Source organism: Rhizobium sp. WSM4643, from assembly GCF_025152745.1.
Lineage (GTDB): Bacteria > Pseudomonadota > Alphaproteobacteria > Rhizobiales > Rhizobiaceae > Rhizobium > Rhizobium leguminosarum_I.
In genome coordinates, this window is the sequence record NZ_CP104041.1 from 399,281 (window position 1) to 414,211 (window position 14,931).

Genomic DNA, 14,931 nt, shown 5'->3' on the forward strand with positions numbered 1-14,931 from the left:
AGGGGGGTTGCCCATGAAAATTCTCGTCCCAGTCAAACGGGTTGTCGACTACAACGTGAAGATCCGGGTGAAGCCGGATGGCACGGGTGTCGAGCTCGCCAATGTGAAGATGTCGATGAACCCGTTCGACGAGATCTCGGTGGAAGAGGCGCTGCGGCTGAGGGAAGCCGGCAAGTGCGAGGAAGTGGTGGTGGTGTCGATCGGTCCGGCCAAAGCCGAGGAGACGCTGCGGACCGCCCTTGCGATGGGTGCCGATCGGGCGATCCTGGTCGAGACCGACGATCAGATCGAGCCGCTCACCGTTGCCAAGATCCTCAAGGCTGTCGCCGATGCCGAACAGCCGGGGCTGATCATATCAGGCAAGCAGGCGATCGACGACGACAGCAACCAGACCGGCCAGATGCTGGCAGCACTGATGGGAATTGCCCAAGCAACCTTCGCCTCGAAGATCGAGATCCAAGCCTCTGGTTCTGGGGGCAAAGCAACCGTCACCCGCGAAGTCGATGGCGGCCTGCAGACGATCGAGATCAAGCTGCCGGCGGTCGTCACATCAGATCTGCGCTTGAACGAACCGCGCTATGCCTCGCTGCCGAATATCATGAAGGCGAAGAAGAAGCCGCTCGACAAGAAGACGCCCGGCGACTTCGGTGTCTCCACCACACCGCATCTCAAAGTGTTGAAGACCGAGGAACCGTCAGGCCGCAAGGCCGGCGTCAAGGTCAAGTCGGTCGCCGAACTGATCGACAAGCTCAAAAACGAAGCCGGCGTGCTGTAATCAGCTGGGAACAGGAGCCAATATCATGACCATTCTTCTTCTGGCTGACCACGACAATGCCAGCCTGTCCGATCAGACCGCCAAGGCGCTGACGGCGGCCTCCAAAATTGGCGGCGACGTGCATGTGCTGGTTGCCGGCAAGGCTGCCAAGCCCGCTGCCGACGCCGCCGCCAAGCTTGCCGGCGTCTCGAAAGTGCTGCTCGCCGAAAGCGACGAACTCGCCAACAATCTGGCAGAGCCGCTCGGCGACCTGATCGTTTCGCTCGCGGGCAGCTACGACACGATTATCTCGGCCGCCACCTCCGTCGGCAAGAACGTGCTGCCGCGCGTCGCTGCCCTTCTCGACGTTGCCCAGGTCTCCGAGATCATCGAGGTGATCTCGTCCGACACCTTCAAGCGGCCGATCTATGCCGGCAACGCCATTCAGACGGTGCAGGCAACGGACGCCAAGAAGGTGATCACCGTGCGTACCGCATCCTTCGCCTCTGCGCCGGAGGGTGGTTCGGCGACGATCGAGGCGATCCCGGCGATATCCGATCCGGGGCTGTCGACCTTCGTCAGGGATGCGCTGTCGGCCTCAGACCGGCCGGAACTGACCTCGGCCAAGATCATCATCTCCGGCGGCCGGGCGCTCGGCTCGGCGGAAAAGTTCAGGGAAGTCATCCTGCCGCTCGCCGACAAGCTCGGTGCCGCCGTCGGCGCATCCAGAGCCGCGGTCGATGCCGGTTATGCGCCGAACGACTGGCAGGTCGGCCAGACCGGCAAGGTGGTGGCGCCTGATCTCTATATCGCATGCGGCATTTCAGGCGCCATTCAGCATCTGGCCGGCATGAAGGATTCGAAGGTGATCGTCGCCATCAACAAGGACGAGGAGGCGCCGATCTTCCAGGTCGCCGACTATGGCCTCGTCGCCGATCTCTTCGATGTCTTACCGGAATTGCAAAAGGCGCTCTAGCGGGGGAGACCGAACGTGGCGCGCGTCGTGGGACGTCCAATCAAACCTGGTGCCGACCTTCTTCTCAACGATGACGAGAAGCCGGCATACATCCGGCTGCACGACATCGGCAGAGAGAGGCGCTCTCGGCCGCTGCAGGAATTTCTCAATGACATCGGCGGCCTGATGCTGTCGGCGGAGGCTCCTGCCGTCGCCAGCTTCGTCGCGGGCAAGGTCCTCCAGAGGCTGCTCAAGACCGGCAAGGTGCGTCCGGAGGGCGGGCCTCTTCCCGGCGCGCCGGAAGGGCTGGATGACGCGATCGGCCATCTTGCAAAATCGGGACAGAAATACGAGGCGATCGCCAGCCAGTTCCGTAGTCTCGCCGACAAGCTGCTCTGGAGACGCGGCCGTTCCGGTCCGTTTGCAAGCCTTAATTTCGGCGATACGCATTCCCATGCAGTCATGGTCGGCCCCGGCGGCATGGAGGAGCGCGCCGATCTGAGGGTCGGCGTGATCTATATGGATCGCTATACAAGATTTCCCGATCATGTTCAGACGCAGCCCCGAGCCTTCATCCTGCTTTCGCCGGGTGAAATCCGCCTTGGCGATTCCGAGTGGTTCTCTGCTGGTGTCGGTACGGTCTTTGCGAACGACGCCGGCGAATCTTTCGCGATAAGATGCACAGCCCGGCCGCTGCTGGCGGTCTGGTGCCAGATTGAGCGGGAGAGGTGATAGGGTCCTTGGCAACAGCGAGCCTGAGATGAACGAAAAGCCGAACGCGAGAGCGTGAAGTCTCGCGGTGAAGCAGCAGCAGATCGGCGAGAGCTGGCCCCTTCGAATATGCAGCATCAGAATTCAATTTGACAGGAAGGATATCAAAATGGACGTTCGCGCCGCCGTGGCCACACAGGCCGGAAAACCGCTCGAAGTGATGACCGTGCAGCTCGAGGGCCCCCGGGCCGGCGAAGTGCTGGTCGAGGTCAAGGCGACGGGCATCTGCCACACCGACGATTTCACCCTGTCGGGCGCCGATCCCGAAGGCCTCTTCCCGGCCATTCTCGGCCATGAGGGCGCCGGCATCGTCGTCGATGTCGGCCCCGGCGTCACTTCGGTGAAGAAGGGCGACCACGTTATTCCGCTCTACACCCCGGAATGCCGCGAGTGCTATTCCTGCCTTTCCCGCAAGACCAATCTCTGCACCTCGATTCGATCAACCCAGGGCCAGGGCGTGATGCCGGACGGTACCTCGCGCTTCTCGATCGGCAAGGACAAGATCCATCACTATATGGGCTGCTCGACCTTTTCGAACTTCACCGTGCTGCCGGAGATCGCCCTTGCCAAGGTCAACCCGGACGCGCCGTTCGACAAGATCTGCTACATCGGCTGCGGCGTGACGACCGGCATCGGTGCGGTCATCAACACCGCCAAGGTCGAGATCGGCGCCACGGCGATCGTCTTCGGCCTCGGCGGCATCGGCCTCAACGTGCTTCAGGGTCTGAAGCTTGCTGGTGCCGACATGATCATCGGCGTCGATATCAACCCTGATCGCAAGGCCTGGGGCGAGAAGTTCGGCATGACCCACTTCGTCAATCCGAAGGAGGTCGGCGACGACATCGTGCCCTATCTCGTCAACCTGACCAAGCGCCACGGCGACCTGATCGGCGGCGCCGACTACACGTTCGACTGCACCGGCAACACCAAGGTGATGCGCCAGGCGCTGGAAGCCAGCCATCGCGGCTGGGGCAAGTCGGTTATCATCGGCGTGGCCGGCGCCGGCCAGGAAATCTCCACCCGTCCGTTCCAGCTGGTGACCGGCCGCAACTGGATGGGCACCGCTTTCGGCGGCGCGCGCGGCCGCACCGATGTGCCGAAGATTGTTGACTGGTATATGCAAGGCAAGATCCAGATCGATCCGATGATCACCCACACCATGCCGCTCGAAGACATCAACAAGGGCTTCGAGCTGATGCACAAGGGCGAAAGCATCCGCGGCGTGGTCGTGTACTGAGCGATGAAGACGATCTCGACCGAAAATTCTCATGGCGGCACCCAGGGCGTTTACGTCAATCGCTCGGATGTCTGTGACTGCGACATGACCTTTGGGGTATTCCTGCCGCCGCAGGCCAAAGCACGGAAGCTGCCGGTTCTATGGTACCTTTCCGGCCTGACCTGCACCCATGCCAATGTCATGGAAAAGGGAGAGTATCGGCGTCTTGCCGCAGAACTCGGCATGATCATCGTCTGCCCCGACACCAGTCCGCGGGGCGATGCCATCCCGGACGAACCGGATAATTGGCAGTTTGGCAAGGGTGCCGGCTTTTATGTCGATGCCACCGAGCCGCCGTTTGCGCAGAATTATCGGATGTACAGCTACATCGTCGACGAATTGCCAAAACTTATCGCGGCCGAGTTTCCCGTCGACATGACGCGACAGGGAATCTTCGGTCACTCGATGGGGGGACATGGCGCGATCACGATCGCGCTCAAGAACCCCGAACGCTTCGGCAGCTGCTCGGCCTTCGCGCCGATCAGCCATCCCTCGGTCTCCGGCTGGTCAAAGCCGGCATTCCGGAAATATCTCGGAGCGGATGAAACGCGCTGGCGGGCATATGATGCCTGCTCACTGATCGAAGACGGGCACCGGTTCCCCGAGTTCCTCGTCGACCAGGGGACGGCGGATAGCTTCCTGGAGGATGGATTGCGCCCCGACGAGCTCAGGCAAGCCTGCGAGACGGCCGGCATCAGCCTGCGGCTTCGGATGCAGGAAGGCTACGGCCACTCCTACTTCTTCATTTCGACATTCATGGAAGACCATCTGCGCTGGCACGCGCGAAGATTGGGAGACTGATTGCAGAGCTTGGCCGGGCATATCGCAAACGGCCCAGAAGGGGAGGAGAAACCCATGACCAGCATAGCCATACATCCGGCAGTGGATTCAGGCTTTCGGGCGACTGACGCTGCTTTTGCAGGCGGGACGCTCGTCTGCAAGTGCACAAGCAATCCCGTGAAGGTCAGGATCAAAGGTGATATCGCCCACAACCACGCCTGCGGCTGCACGAAGTGCTGGAAGCCCGACGGTGCCGTCTTTTCGGTCGTGGCGGTCGCGCCGACCGAAAGCGTCGAAGTCCTGGAGAACGGCGATAAGCTCGCCGTCGTCGATTCCGCAGCCTTGATCCAGCGCCACGCCTGCAAGGAATGCGGCGTTCATATGTATGGGCCGGTCGTGCGCGAACATCCGTTCCAGGGATTGTCGTTCGTCCATCCGGAGCGCTTTCAGGAAAGCGGCTGGGCGAAGCCGGGCTTTGCAGCCTTTGTGTCGTCGATCATCGAAAGCGGCTTCGACCCCGCCAAGATGGACGCCGTCAGAGCGCAGCTGAAGGCATCGGGCCTCGAGCCCTACGACTGCCTGAACCCGGGACTTATGGATTATATGGCAACCTGGACCGCCAAGAAGAGCGGCGTCCTGGCCGCGTGATCGATCCTGGGGAGCGCCGAGCCGGCGCTCCCCGACAAACCCGCCGCTATCCGGATATCGAGATACTCCGTGATGCCGCGCGCCGGCTTACCGGCGGCCAGGCTTCCGACGCCTGATGATCAATGTCGATGCGCACTACATGAACCTCGACTGCAGAGAAATCCTCACCGACCCGCCACGATAATCCGCTTGGAAAAAACTCCGCGATGGCCGCCGCCGCGGAGCGCGATCCTGTGCAGCGCTTTGAAATGACGCCTGACGCGCACCCGGGACGCTTTGATCGGTATCATTGTGTATTTAAGAAATACTAATTGTGTACGCAGAGTACACAATTGTTGACTCGCCGAGGGAGGCGTGCCATCTTCACGCCGTAGAGCAACCAGCGGCCGGAGAGCGACGATGGCAAAGACACCCAAGAGCAATCTCTACGAAGACCTGAAGCGCCAGATTCTGACGATGGAGCTGGATCCGGATGCCGATCTGGACGAGGCCAGTTTGAGCGAAAAATATGGCCTCTCCCGAACTCCGGTCCGCGACATATTCCGTCGCCTTGCCGGTGAGGGCTATATCGATATCCGCGAGAACAGGGGCGCGCGGGTCATCCCGATGAACCACTCCACCTTGCGGAATTTCTTTCTCGTCGCGCCGATGATCTATGCAGCAATCGGCCGTCTCGCTGTGCAGAACTTCAAGCCCTCCCAGCTTTCAGACCTGAAGCAGACCCAGGAGCGGTTCCGCGCCGCCAGCGAGAACATGGACCCTCTGGCGATGGTTCTTGAGAACAATCGCTTTCACGAAATTTTCGGCGAGATGTCGGGCAACGTCTATCTGCAGCCGAGCCTCGGCCGGCTGCTCATCGACCACGCGCGTATCGGCCACACCTTCTTCCGGCCGAGGAACGAGGACATGAAGCGGCGGCTTCAATTGGCCGCCGACCATCATGACGGCTTCATCGATGCGCTCGGCGCTCACGACGAGAATGCCGTCGTCGACCTCGTCTTCGAACACTGGGAATTGTCCCGCGAGAACATGGAAATGTTCATCGCCCCGCAAGGCCTCAAGGCGGACGCCTTCCTCGGCGGCCCCGCCTCGCAACTATTGGAGAAATCGTCGTGAAGTTTGAGGGGATCTATACGCCCGCAGTGACGCCGTTTGATCAAAATGGCCAGATCGACCGGGCTGGATTTGCCGCCGTGCTCGAGTCGCTGATTGAGGCGGGCGTCCACGGCATCATCGTCGGCGGCTCGACGGGCGAGTATTACGCCCAGAGCAGCCAGGAGCGTTTCGATCTCGCGGCCTATGCGAAAGAGGTGATCGGTTCGCGGCTGCCGCTGATTATCGGGACCGGCGCCACGCGGACCGAAGATTCGGTCGAATACGCCAAGGCGGCGAAGGAAATCGGCGCGGATGCGATCCTGGTGTCGTCGCCGCCATATGCGCTGCCGACCGAGCGCGAGAATGCGGTCCATGCCCTGACGGTCGATCGCGCGGCGAACCTGCCGATCATGCTCTACAACTATCCGGCCCGCATGGGTGTCGTGATGGGCGAGGAGTATTTCTCCCGCCTCGGCAAGTCGAAGAACGTGATCGCCATCAAGGAAAGCTCCGGCGACATGGGCAATCTTCACCTGCTCGCTCGTAAATTTCCGCACATCGCGCTGTCCTGCGGCTGGGACGATCAGGCGCTCGAATTCTTCGCCTGGGGTGCGAAGAGCTGGGTCTGCGCCGGCTCCAATTTCCTCCCGCGCGAACATGTCGCCCTCTATGAAGCCTGCGTCCTCGAAAGGAATTTCGACAAGGGCCGCGCGATCATGATGGCGATGCTGCCGCTGATGGATTTCCTCGAATCCGGCAAGTTCGTCCAATCGATCAAGCACGGATGCGAGTTGATCGGCCTCAAAGCCGGCCCGGTGCGGGCGCCGCTGCGCGGATTGAACTCCGAAGAGAAAAGAACGCTTGAGACCGTTGTCGCCACGTTGAAGCGGACGGTCGGGCAGATTACGTCGGGAGCCAACCATGCATGAACCCTTGACCGCAGCCGAATACAAGTCGATTGCCGCCGGTCTTCAACTTCCGACGAATGCTTTCGTTGATGGCGCATTTCGTCCTGCAAATTCCGGCAAGACTTTCACCTCGACCAATCCCGCGACGGGCGAGGTTCTCGCCGAGATCGCCGCGTGCGACGCCACCGATGTCGACGCCGCCGTAAAGAAGGCGAAGGACGCGTTCGACGATGGACGCTGGCGGCTGCGTTCGCCGGGCGAGCGCAAGGAAGTGCTTCTCAAGTTCGCCAAGCTGCTGGAGGACAATCGTCACGAGCTCGCCGTCATGGAAAGCCTCGACAGCGGCAAGCCGGTCCGCGAATGCCAGACGGTCGATGTTCCCGATACCATTCATACGATCCGCTGGCACGCCGAACTGATCGACAAGCTCTATGACAACACCGCTCCGGTCGGCGCCAACGCGCTGACGATGATCGTGCGCGAGCCCATCGGTGTCGTCGGATGCGTGCTTCCGTGGAATTTCCCGCTTCTCATGCTGGCCTGGAAGATCGGCCCGGCGCTCGCTGCCGGCTGCTCGGTCATCGTCAAGCCGGCACAGGAAACGACGCTTACGACGTTGCGTGTCGCCGAGCTTGCCCATGAAGCGGGCATTCCAGCCGGCGTGTTTAATGTCGTGACGGGCGGCGGCAAGGAGATCGGCGAACCGATCGGGTTGCACATGGATGTCGATATGGTGGCCTTCACCGGATCGACGCCGACCGGCCGCCGTTTCTTGCGTTACGCCGCCGACTCGAACCTCAAGAAAGTCGTGCTCGAATGCGGCGGCAAGAACCCCGCGGTCGTTCTCGACGATGCCGAAGACCTGGACCTCGTTGCCGAGCAGGTCGTCAACGGCGCCTTCTGGAACATGGGCGAGAATTGTTCGGCCACGTCGCGTCTCATCGTTCATTCCAAGATCAAGGACGAACTGATGCAGCGCATCGGCGCCTATCTGCGCGAATGGAAGACCGGCGATCCGCTCGATCCTGAAAACCGTATCGGCGCGCTCGTCAGCAAATCCCATTTCGAGAAGGTGAAATCTTTCCTCGACGACGCCAAGACGGAGAAGCTGTCGGTCGCCCACGGCGGCGAAACCTATAACGGCGTCTTCATCGAGCCGACGGTGGTCGATGGCGTGACGCCTGCCAGCCGCCTCTTCCAGGAAGAGATTTTTGGGCCGGTGCTTTCGGTGACCACCTTCAATTCGCTGGCCGAAGCAATCGTTCTTGCCAACGATACAAACTACGGCCTGACGGCATCGGTCTATACCGGCAGCCTGAGAAACGCCATCAAGCTCTCGCGTGAGATCCGCGCCGGCGTCGTCACCGTCAACTGCTTCGGCGAAGGAGACGCCACCACGCCGTTCGGCGGCTACAAAGAGTCCGGGTTCGGCGGCCGTGACAAGTCGGTCTTCGCCCACGACAATTACTGCGAACTCAAGACCATCTGGATCGATGTCTCTGAACGCTCGGTCGACGAGACGATCCGATGACCCGCCATGTGATCAAGCGCCTGCCGATCGATACCGGCGTTTCGGGATGGGAGGCGATCAGCGAACGCGCCTTTCCCGCAACAGCGCTTGAACACGACATTACCGCGGATTGGCTAATCGTCGGCGGGGGATTTGCCGGCCTGTCGGCGGCGCGCCGCCTTTCGCAATTGCGCCCTGAGGACAAAATCGTCGTCCTCGAGGCTCGCGAAGTCGCCAAGGGACCGGCCGGGAGGAATTCCGGCTTCATGATCGACGTGCCGCACAATCTCTCTTCCGGTGAGTATTCGGTGGCTGACGAAGAGGCGACCAAGGACGAGATCAGGCAGAATCGCCTGGCGATTTCCTTCGCAGCCGATGTCGCGGCCGAATACGGCCTGACGAGGGAAACGTTTGATCCGGCGGGCAAGGTGAATGCGGCGGCGTCCGACCGGGGGCTCGGGCTCAACGACAACTACAGGAAATCGCTCGAGAAGATTGGTGAGGAGCATCTCATTCTCGACGCCGATCAGATGCGGGAGATGACCGGCTCGCGCTATTATCGCGGCGGGCTCTATACGCCAGGCGCCGTGATGATCCAGCCCGCCGACTATATTCGCGGCCTGGCGCGGGGACTTAGGTCAAAGGTCGCCATCCACGAGCACTCGCCGGTGCTGGAGCTTTCGCGCGAGGGCAGGTCCTGGAAGGCGAAATCCGGGCGCGGATCTGTTTCCGCGCCGAAGGTCGTTCTGGGTGTGAACGGCCATATTCAAAGCTTCGGCCATTTTCGCGGACGGCTGATGCACATCTTCACCTACGCGTCGATGACATCGGCCTTTTCCCAGAATGAGTTCGGCGGCGATGTGAGCGGCGCAGATCGTTGGGCCCTGCTGCCGGCCGACCCGATGGGAGCGACGGTCCGAAAGATCACCACCGATGGTCGTTCGAGAATCGTCATCAGGACGAGGTTCACCTACGACCCGAGCCTCCAGGTGTCGGAGAAGCGGGTCGCCGGCGTGGCGGCTGGGCAGCGCCGGTCGTTCGACGCCCGCTTTCCCGGACTGGAAAGCCTGCCGATGGAATACAGCTGGGCGGGAGCGCTCTGCCTCAGCCGAAACCATGTGCCGGCATTCGGCGAGGTCGAAGAGGGGCTTTTTTCCGCCTGCTGCGAGAATGGTCTCGGCACGGTCAAGAGCACCCTCGCAGGGATGATGGCGGCCGATCTGGCTGCCGGCGCGAGTACCCCCGAACTCGACCGATACAGGAACCAGCCGGAACCGAGCAAAATACCTCCCGAGCCCTTTGCGTGGCTGGGGGTCAATTCGGTTATCCGCTTTCAGGAATTGCGTGCAGGCAGCGAGGGATGATCTCTCGCCGCGCAATATGAAGACTGCCCGCTCGCAGACTTCAATGACAATGGGAACGAAAAACAGGAGTAAGAACAATGAAGACTTTGTGGAAGGCGCTCTGCGCCGCTGCGATGATCGGGGTTAGCATCCTTCCTGCTCGCGCGGAAGAAAAGACGATCACCATGGGCACGATGTCGTGGGAGGACCTGACGCCCATCACCGGCATCACCAAGAAGGTTCTCGAAGACGCCGGCTATACCGTCAAGGTGACCGAGTTTTCCGAATGGGGCATCGCCTATGCCGCTCTCGCCAAGGGTGACATCCAGGTCCTCACCTCACAGACGGACTATGTTGCGCAGGACTACTGGGACAAGAACAAGAACCGGCTCGAGAAAATCTCACCCGTTTCGCACGGCCTCTATCAGGGCGTCGCGGTTCCAAAATATGTCCCGATCGACTCGCTGGAACAGCTCAATGAAAACGCCGACAAGTTCAGCGGCAAGATCATCGGTATCGAACCGGGCGCCGGCCTGATGCGCGATACTTCGAATGCGGTCAAGGATTATGGCCTCAAGCTCCAGCTCGTCGAGGGCAGCACCGCCGCGATGACGGCGGCGCTGAAGTCCGCCTATGATCGCAAGGAGTGGATTGCGGTGACGATCTGGGAGCCGTCATGGATGGTCCAGAAGTACGAGGTCAAGTACCTCAAGGATCCGAAGGGCGTATTCCCGCCGCCGCAGAGCTATTACTGGATCGGCCACAAGGGCTTCTCCGCAGAGAACCCGCATGCGCGTGAAGTGATGGCCAGTGTCTACGTGCCAATTGCCGACATCACCGCCATCAACGGCGCGGTCAATGAAGGCAAGACGATGGACCAGGCCGTGCAGGATTGGATCGGCGCCCATGCTGACCTGATCAAGCGCTGGGAAAACATCAAGAAGAACTAAACGCGTCGTGGCCGTCCGATCGGTCGGGCGGCCACCCTGAAACCTAATGAAGAAGCCAGCTCTGAATGGCTCAAAGGGGATCGCTATGAAAACCATAAATGCCGAAATCAATGATGTCCTGATCGACTGCCAATCCCTTTGGAAAGTCTTCGGTGACAAGTCTGCTGCGGCAATGAAGTCGATCAAGGAGCGCGGCCTCGGCAAAAAAGAGGTCCTGAAGGAGTTCAACTGCGTCGTCGGCGTGTCCGACGCCAGCATTGAGGTCCGGCGCGGCGAAATCTTCTGTATCATGGGCTTGTCGGGAAGCGGAAAATCGACGCTTATCCGCCTTGTCAACAAGCTGATCACTCCGAGCTCCGGCAAGGTCCTCGTCAAGGGACGCGACCTCGCCGCCCTATCGCCGGTCGATCTCCGGCAGATGCGCGCCAAAAACATTGGGATGGTGTTTCAAAGCGTCGCTCTGTTGCCGCATCGGACTGTCCTGGAAAATGCAGCCTTCGGCCTCGAGGTTCAGGGAATTGCCAAGCCGGAGCGAAACAAGCCCGCCGTTGCAGCGCTCGACAAGGTCGGCCTCGCCGACTGGGTGAGCCGATATCCGAACGAGCTTTCCGGTGGCATGCAGCAACGCGTCGGCCTCGCCCGCGCGCTCGCTTCCGACCCCGAAATCATTCTGATGGACGAGCCGTTCAGCGCTCTCGATCCACTCATCCGGCGTCAGCTTCAGGACGAATTCCGGCAGCTGACAAAGGCCTTGGGCAAGTCCGCGGTCTTCATCACCCATGATCTCGATGAGGCGATCCGGATCGGCGACCGCATTGCGATCATGAAGGACGGCGTCATCATCCAGACGGGCACGGCCGAGGAGATCATCCTCAACCCGGCGGATGCCTATGTCGCCGAATTCGTCGCCGGCATATCCCGCCTCCATTTGATCAAGGCGCATTCCGTCATGCGCAGCGTCGCCGAGTTCCAGCAGAGCGCGCCGAATTCCGACATCGCATCGCTGGCGCGCACGACGCCGGACGCCGATATCGACGAACTCATCACATTGACGATGCAGTCGGAGCGCGATGCCATCGCCGTCATCGAAAACGATCAGATCGTCGGCGTGGTCACCCCGCGCAGCCTGCTGATGGGCGTCAAGGGAACCTCCGCCCACGATCTCACGGCGGTGTCCCACAACTGGAGCTGATTGACATGGATAGTTCTGGCTTCACCGATCTTTTTGACGAATGGACGGACTCTGCGCTCGAGTGGGTGAGCGACAACGGCGAGTTTCTCTTCGACTCCATCAGGCAGGTTCTTGAAGGGCTCTATGACGGGATCCTCTGGCTGCTGGAGCTTCCGCCATTCTACCTGGTCGCGCTCATCGTGGCGCTCATCGGCTGGCGGCTGGTGAATATATGGTTCGGCGTCCTCGCGGGCATCGCGCTGGCGCTTTGTTTTTCCATGGGGCTCTGGCCGGAGACGATGAGCACCCTGGCACTGGTCTTGACCGCAACGGTGCTCGCCCTGGTGATCGGCATCCCGATCGGGATCGCCGCCGGCTTCTTCACCGGCCTCGACCGCTTTATGGAGCCCGGCCTCGATCTCATCCAGACGCTTCCGCCATATATCTACCTGCTGCCGGCGATCGCCCTGCTCGGCTATGGACCGGCCACAGCACTGATCGCGACCGTGATCGTCGCCGTGCCGCCGGCAATCCGCCTGACGTCTCTCGGTATCCGGATGACGCCCAAGGAGTTCATCGAACTCGGAGAGGCGCTCGGGATGACGCCGGCGAAGATGTTCTTCAAGATCCGCCTTCCCTTTGCTCTGCCGAGCATCATGGCAGGCATAAACCAGAGCCTGATGATGGCCTTCGGCATGGTCGTCATCGCCGGCATCGTCGGCTCCGGCGGGCTCGGCGAGACGATCTACGGCGCGATCAGGACGCTCGACATCGCGACCTCCATAAATGGAGCGATAGCCATCGTGGTTCTGACCATGGTGCTTGACCGCATAACCCAGAGCGCCGCTCGGCTTGGAACGGGGAGGAAGTCATGAATCCGTCCATCCTGCAATTTTCGCCGGGCGCTTTCCTGGCGCCGTCGGTCGATTGGCTCAACACCAATCTTCATCCGCTGTTTGCGGCAATCAGCTATCTGGTCGAAGCGGTCCTTTCCGGATTCGAGGCGGCACTTGTCTTCGTGCCGCCCTATGGGCTTATCGCGATCGTCGTCATTCTGGCATTCATTGCCGTCGGTCTGCGCGCCGCGATCCTTGCGGGTCTTTGCCTGGGGTTCTGTCTCCTCATGGGACTGTGGACGGCATCGATGCAGACGCTGTCTCTGGTCACTGTCGCGGTTCTGATCTCCGTGCTTATCGCCTTCCCGATCGGCGTCCTGTGCTCGCGTCACAAGGCATTGGAGGCGATGGTTCGCCCCGTTCTCGACGTGATGCAGACCGTGCCGCCATGGGTCTACCTCATTCCTGCGGTGATGATCTTCAGCCTTGGACGGGTGCCGGCAATCATCGCCACCATCGTTTATGGCATTCCGCCGATGCTCCGCCTGACCACGCTGGCGTTCAACCAGGTGCCGAGAGAATTTGTGGAACTCGGCAGCGCCATCGGCGCGCCGCCCCGTTCGGTACTTTGGAAGATCGAGATTCCCCTGGCCAGGCAGACGCTCCTGGTCGGGCTCAACCAATGCATCCTTCTGTCGCTGGCGATGGTCGTATTGGCCGGCCTTGTCGGCGCCGGCGGTCTCGGTGCGGAGGTGACGCGCGGCCTGACGCGCATGGAGATGGGACTTGGCCTGCGGGCCGGCCTGGCGATCGTTGCCGTCGCCCTTCTGCTCGACCGGCTGTCCCGTGGCCTGCTCGACCGCGACAGGCCACGCAAGGCAGGATGAGCAAGGACATGAAAAGATGAGAAACAGCTTCTTCTGCATCGATGCGCATGCCTGCGGCAATCCCGTCCGCCTCGTCGCCGGAGGCGGCCCGCTGCTTCCGCATGCGCCGATCAGTGAGCGACGGGAAATCTTCGTGCGGGACCATGACTGGGTGCGCAAGGCGCTGATGTTCGAGCCAAGGGGGCACGACATCATGTCAGGCGCAATCATCTATCCGGCCTATCGGGAGGATTGCGATTTTGCCGTGCTTTTCATCGAGGTGAGCGGCTGCCTGCCGATGTGCGGCGCCGGCACCATCGGCACCGTGACCGCCGCGATCGAAGAAGGGCTGGTCAAGCCGCGTGAGCCGGGAAGGGTTGCCATCGAAACGCCTGCAGGAAGGGTCGACGTCACTTATGAGGAGAAGGGCGGATATGTCGATTCCGTTCGTCTCTACAATGTGGCGAGCTATCTTCATGAGGTTGATGTCGAGGTCGATGTGCCGGGAATGGGCCGTCTGCGTGTCGATATATCCTATGGCGGCAACTATTACGCGGTCATCGAACCACAGGATGTCTGGAGCGGCCTCGATGGCATGGCCGCATCCGACATTGTCAGCTGCAGCCAGAGGCTCAGGTCGGCACTTGCCGGTATCTACGATCCCGTCCATCCTGACGACGCCGGGATTAGAGGCGTGCATCACGCCATTTGGTGCGACCGCCCGCTGAATGAAGTCTCGGATGGACGCTGCGCCGTCTTCTATGGCGAGAAGGCCATCGATCGCTCGCCGGGCGGAACCGGCACCTCCGCCCGGATGGCCCAGCTCTACGGGAAGGGACGGCTTACCGTCGGGTCGAGATACCGCCATGAAAGCCTGATCGGAACCGTCTTCGAGGGGCGGGTCGAAGCCGAGGCGAGCATTGGACCCTACAGCGGCATTCTTCCAAGCATCGGAGGCTGGGCGCGCGTCATTGGGCACAACACCATTTTCGTTGACGATCGTGATCCGCTGGCGCATGGCTTTCAGATTCGATGAGCGCGTTTTCGTCTGAAAAGACGGGTGGCGCG

General features: G+C 61.1%; 15 protein-coding genes. All 15 read left to right on the plus strand.

All coding sequences use genetic code 11. The features are described from left to right. Positions 1–13: 13 nt before the first annotated feature. The 15 genes from N1937_RS25765 (at position 14) to N1937_RS25835 (ending at position 14,899) form a co-directional block, all read left to right on the plus strand. The gene (locus N1937_RS25765) at positions 14–775 is read left to right on the plus strand and encodes an electron transfer flavoprotein subunit beta/FixA family protein (RefSeq protein ID WP_260059208.1); all 762 of its coding nucleotides are present in this window, start codon (positions 14–16) and stop codon (positions 773–775) included. 25 nt (positions 776–800) lie between these two features. Then, positions 801–1,730 carry an electron transfer flavoprotein subunit alpha/FixB family protein gene (locus tag N1937_RS25770; protein WP_260059209.1) on the plus strand — a complete coding sequence of 310 codons (930 nt, stop codon included), beginning with the start codon at positions 801–803 and terminating at the stop codon, positions 1,728–1,730. A gap of 15 nt (positions 1,731–1,745) precedes the next feature. Continuing rightward, on the plus strand, positions 1,746–2,441 hold the full coding sequence (locus N1937_RS25775; RefSeq protein WP_260059211.1) for a dimethylsulfoniopropionate lyase: 696 nt from the start codon (positions 1,746–1,748) through the stop codon (positions 2,439–2,441). Positions 2,442–2,589: 148 nt separating this feature from the next. Then, a complete protein-coding gene (locus N1937_RS25780) occupies positions 2,590–3,717 on the plus strand; it encodes an S-(hydroxymethyl)glutathione dehydrogenase/class III alcohol dehydrogenase (protein ID WP_260059212.1) in 1,128 nt (375 codons plus the stop codon). Positions 3,718–3,720: 3 nt separating this feature from the next. Beyond that, positions 3,721–4,557 carry an S-formylglutathione hydrolase gene (gene fghA / locus N1937_RS25785; RefSeq protein ID WP_170259551.1) on the plus strand — a complete coding sequence of 279 codons (837 nt, stop codon included), beginning with the start codon at positions 3,721–3,723 and terminating at the stop codon, positions 4,555–4,557. 54 nt (positions 4,558–4,611) lie between these two features. Continuing rightward, entirely contained in the window at positions 4,612–5,184 is a 573-nt protein-coding gene (gfa, locus tag N1937_RS25790) for an S-(hydroxymethyl)glutathione synthase (RefSeq protein WP_170279570.1), read from the plus strand. A 399-nt stretch (positions 5,185–5,583) separates the two neighbouring features. Then, complete coding sequence (locus N1937_RS25795; RefSeq protein WP_170276046.1) at positions 5,584–6,300, plus strand: GntR family transcriptional regulator; 717 nt, start codon at positions 5,584–5,586, stop codon at positions 6,298–6,300. Next, positions 6,297–7,208 (plus strand): dihydrodipicolinate synthase family protein, encoded by a 912-nt coding sequence (locus N1937_RS25800; RefSeq protein ID WP_260059217.1) that lies wholly within the window; start codon positions 6,297–6,299, stop codon positions 7,206–7,208. The genes N1937_RS25795 and N1937_RS25800 overlap by 4 nt, the downstream gene beginning before the upstream one ends. After that, complete coding sequence (locus N1937_RS25805; protein ID WP_260059219.1) at positions 7,201–8,718, plus strand: aldehyde dehydrogenase; 1,518 nt, start codon at positions 7,201–7,203, stop codon at positions 8,716–8,718. Before N1937_RS25800 ends, N1937_RS25805 begins: the two co-directional genes overlap by 8 nt. Then, positions 8,715–10,061 carry an NAD(P)/FAD-dependent oxidoreductase gene (locus N1937_RS25810; RefSeq protein ID WP_260059221.1) on the plus strand — a complete coding sequence of 449 codons (1,347 nt, stop codon included), beginning with the start codon at positions 8,715–8,717 and terminating at the stop codon, positions 10,059–10,061. The genes N1937_RS25805 and N1937_RS25810 overlap by 4 nt, the downstream gene beginning before the upstream one ends. Before the next feature lie 77 nt (positions 10,062–10,138). Then, the gene (locus tag N1937_RS25815) at positions 10,139–10,990 is read left to right on the plus strand and encodes a glycine betaine ABC transporter substrate-binding protein (protein ID WP_003562208.1); all 852 of its coding nucleotides are present in this window, start codon (positions 10,139–10,141) and stop codon (positions 10,988–10,990) included. A 46-nt stretch (positions 10,991–11,036) separates the two neighbouring features. Next, entirely contained in the window at positions 11,037–12,182 is a 1,146-nt protein-coding gene (locus N1937_RS25820; protein WP_260059233.1) for a quaternary amine ABC transporter ATP-binding protein, read from the plus strand. Between the two features lie 5 nt (positions 12,183–12,187). Further along, positions 12,188–13,036 carry an ABC transporter permease gene (locus N1937_RS25825; protein ID WP_260059234.1) on the plus strand — a complete coding sequence of 283 codons (849 nt, stop codon included), beginning with the start codon at positions 12,188–12,190 and terminating at the stop codon, positions 13,034–13,036. Beyond that, positions 13,033–13,884, plus strand: a complete 852-nt coding sequence (locus N1937_RS25830; protein ID WP_260059235.1) for an ABC transporter permease — start codon at positions 13,033–13,035, stop codon at positions 13,882–13,884. Before N1937_RS25825 ends, N1937_RS25830 begins: the two co-directional genes overlap by 4 nt. Before the next feature lie 16 nt (positions 13,885–13,900). Next, positions 13,901–14,899 (plus strand): 4-hydroxyproline epimerase, encoded by a 999-nt coding sequence (locus tag N1937_RS25835; RefSeq protein ID WP_260059236.1) that lies wholly within the window; start codon positions 13,901–13,903, stop codon positions 14,897–14,899. The last annotated feature ends 32 nt before the right edge of the window (positions 14,900–14,931 follow it).

What these genes read in the sequence shown, in the direction of transcription:
- N1937_RS25795 (WP_170276046.1), top strand. Translation starts at nt 5,584, where the DNA reads ATGGCAAAGACACCCAAGAGCAATCTCTACGAAGACCTGAAGCGCCAG.
- N1937_RS25780 (WP_260059212.1), top strand. Translation starts at nt 2,590, where the DNA reads ATGGACGTTCGCGCCGCCGTGGCCACACAGGCCGGAAAACCGCTCGAA.
- N1937_RS25835 (WP_260059236.1), top strand. Translation starts at nt 13,901, where the DNA reads ATGAGAAACAGCTTCTTCTGCATCGATGCGCATGCCTGCGGCAATCCC.
- N1937_RS25770 (WP_260059209.1), top strand. Translation starts at nt 801, where the DNA reads ATGACCATTCTTCTTCTGGCTGACCACGACAATGCCAGCCTGTCCGAT.
- fghA (WP_170259551.1), top strand. Translation starts at nt 3,721, where the DNA reads ATGAAGACGATCTCGACCGAAAATTCTCATGGCGGCACCCAGGGCGTT.
- N1937_RS25765 (WP_260059208.1), top strand. Translation starts at nt 14, where the DNA reads ATGAAAATTCTCGTCCCAGTCAAACGGGTTGTCGACTACAACGTGAAG.
- gfa (WP_170279570.1), top strand. Translation starts at nt 4,612, where the DNA reads ATGACCAGCATAGCCATACATCCGGCAGTGGATTCAGGCTTTCGGGCG.
- N1937_RS25830 (WP_260059235.1), top strand. Translation starts at nt 13,033, where the DNA reads ATGAATCCGTCCATCCTGCAATTTTCGCCGGGCGCTTTCCTGGCGCCG.
- N1937_RS25825 (WP_260059234.1), top strand. Translation starts at nt 12,188, where the DNA reads ATGGATAGTTCTGGCTTCACCGATCTTTTTGACGAATGGACGGACTCT.
- N1937_RS25820 (WP_260059233.1), top strand. Translation starts at nt 11,037, where the DNA reads ATGAAGAAGCCAGCTCTGAATGGCTCAAAGGGGATCGCTATGAAAACC.
- N1937_RS25815 (WP_003562208.1), top strand. Translation starts at nt 10,139, where the DNA reads ATGAAGACTTTGTGGAAGGCGCTCTGCGCCGCTGCGATGATCGGGGTT.
- N1937_RS25810 (WP_260059221.1), top strand. Translation starts at nt 8,715, where the DNA reads ATGACCCGCCATGTGATCAAGCGCCTGCCGATCGATACCGGCGTTTCG.
- N1937_RS25805 (WP_260059219.1), top strand. Translation starts at nt 7,201, where the DNA reads ATGCATGAACCCTTGACCGCAGCCGAATACAAGTCGATTGCCGCCGGT.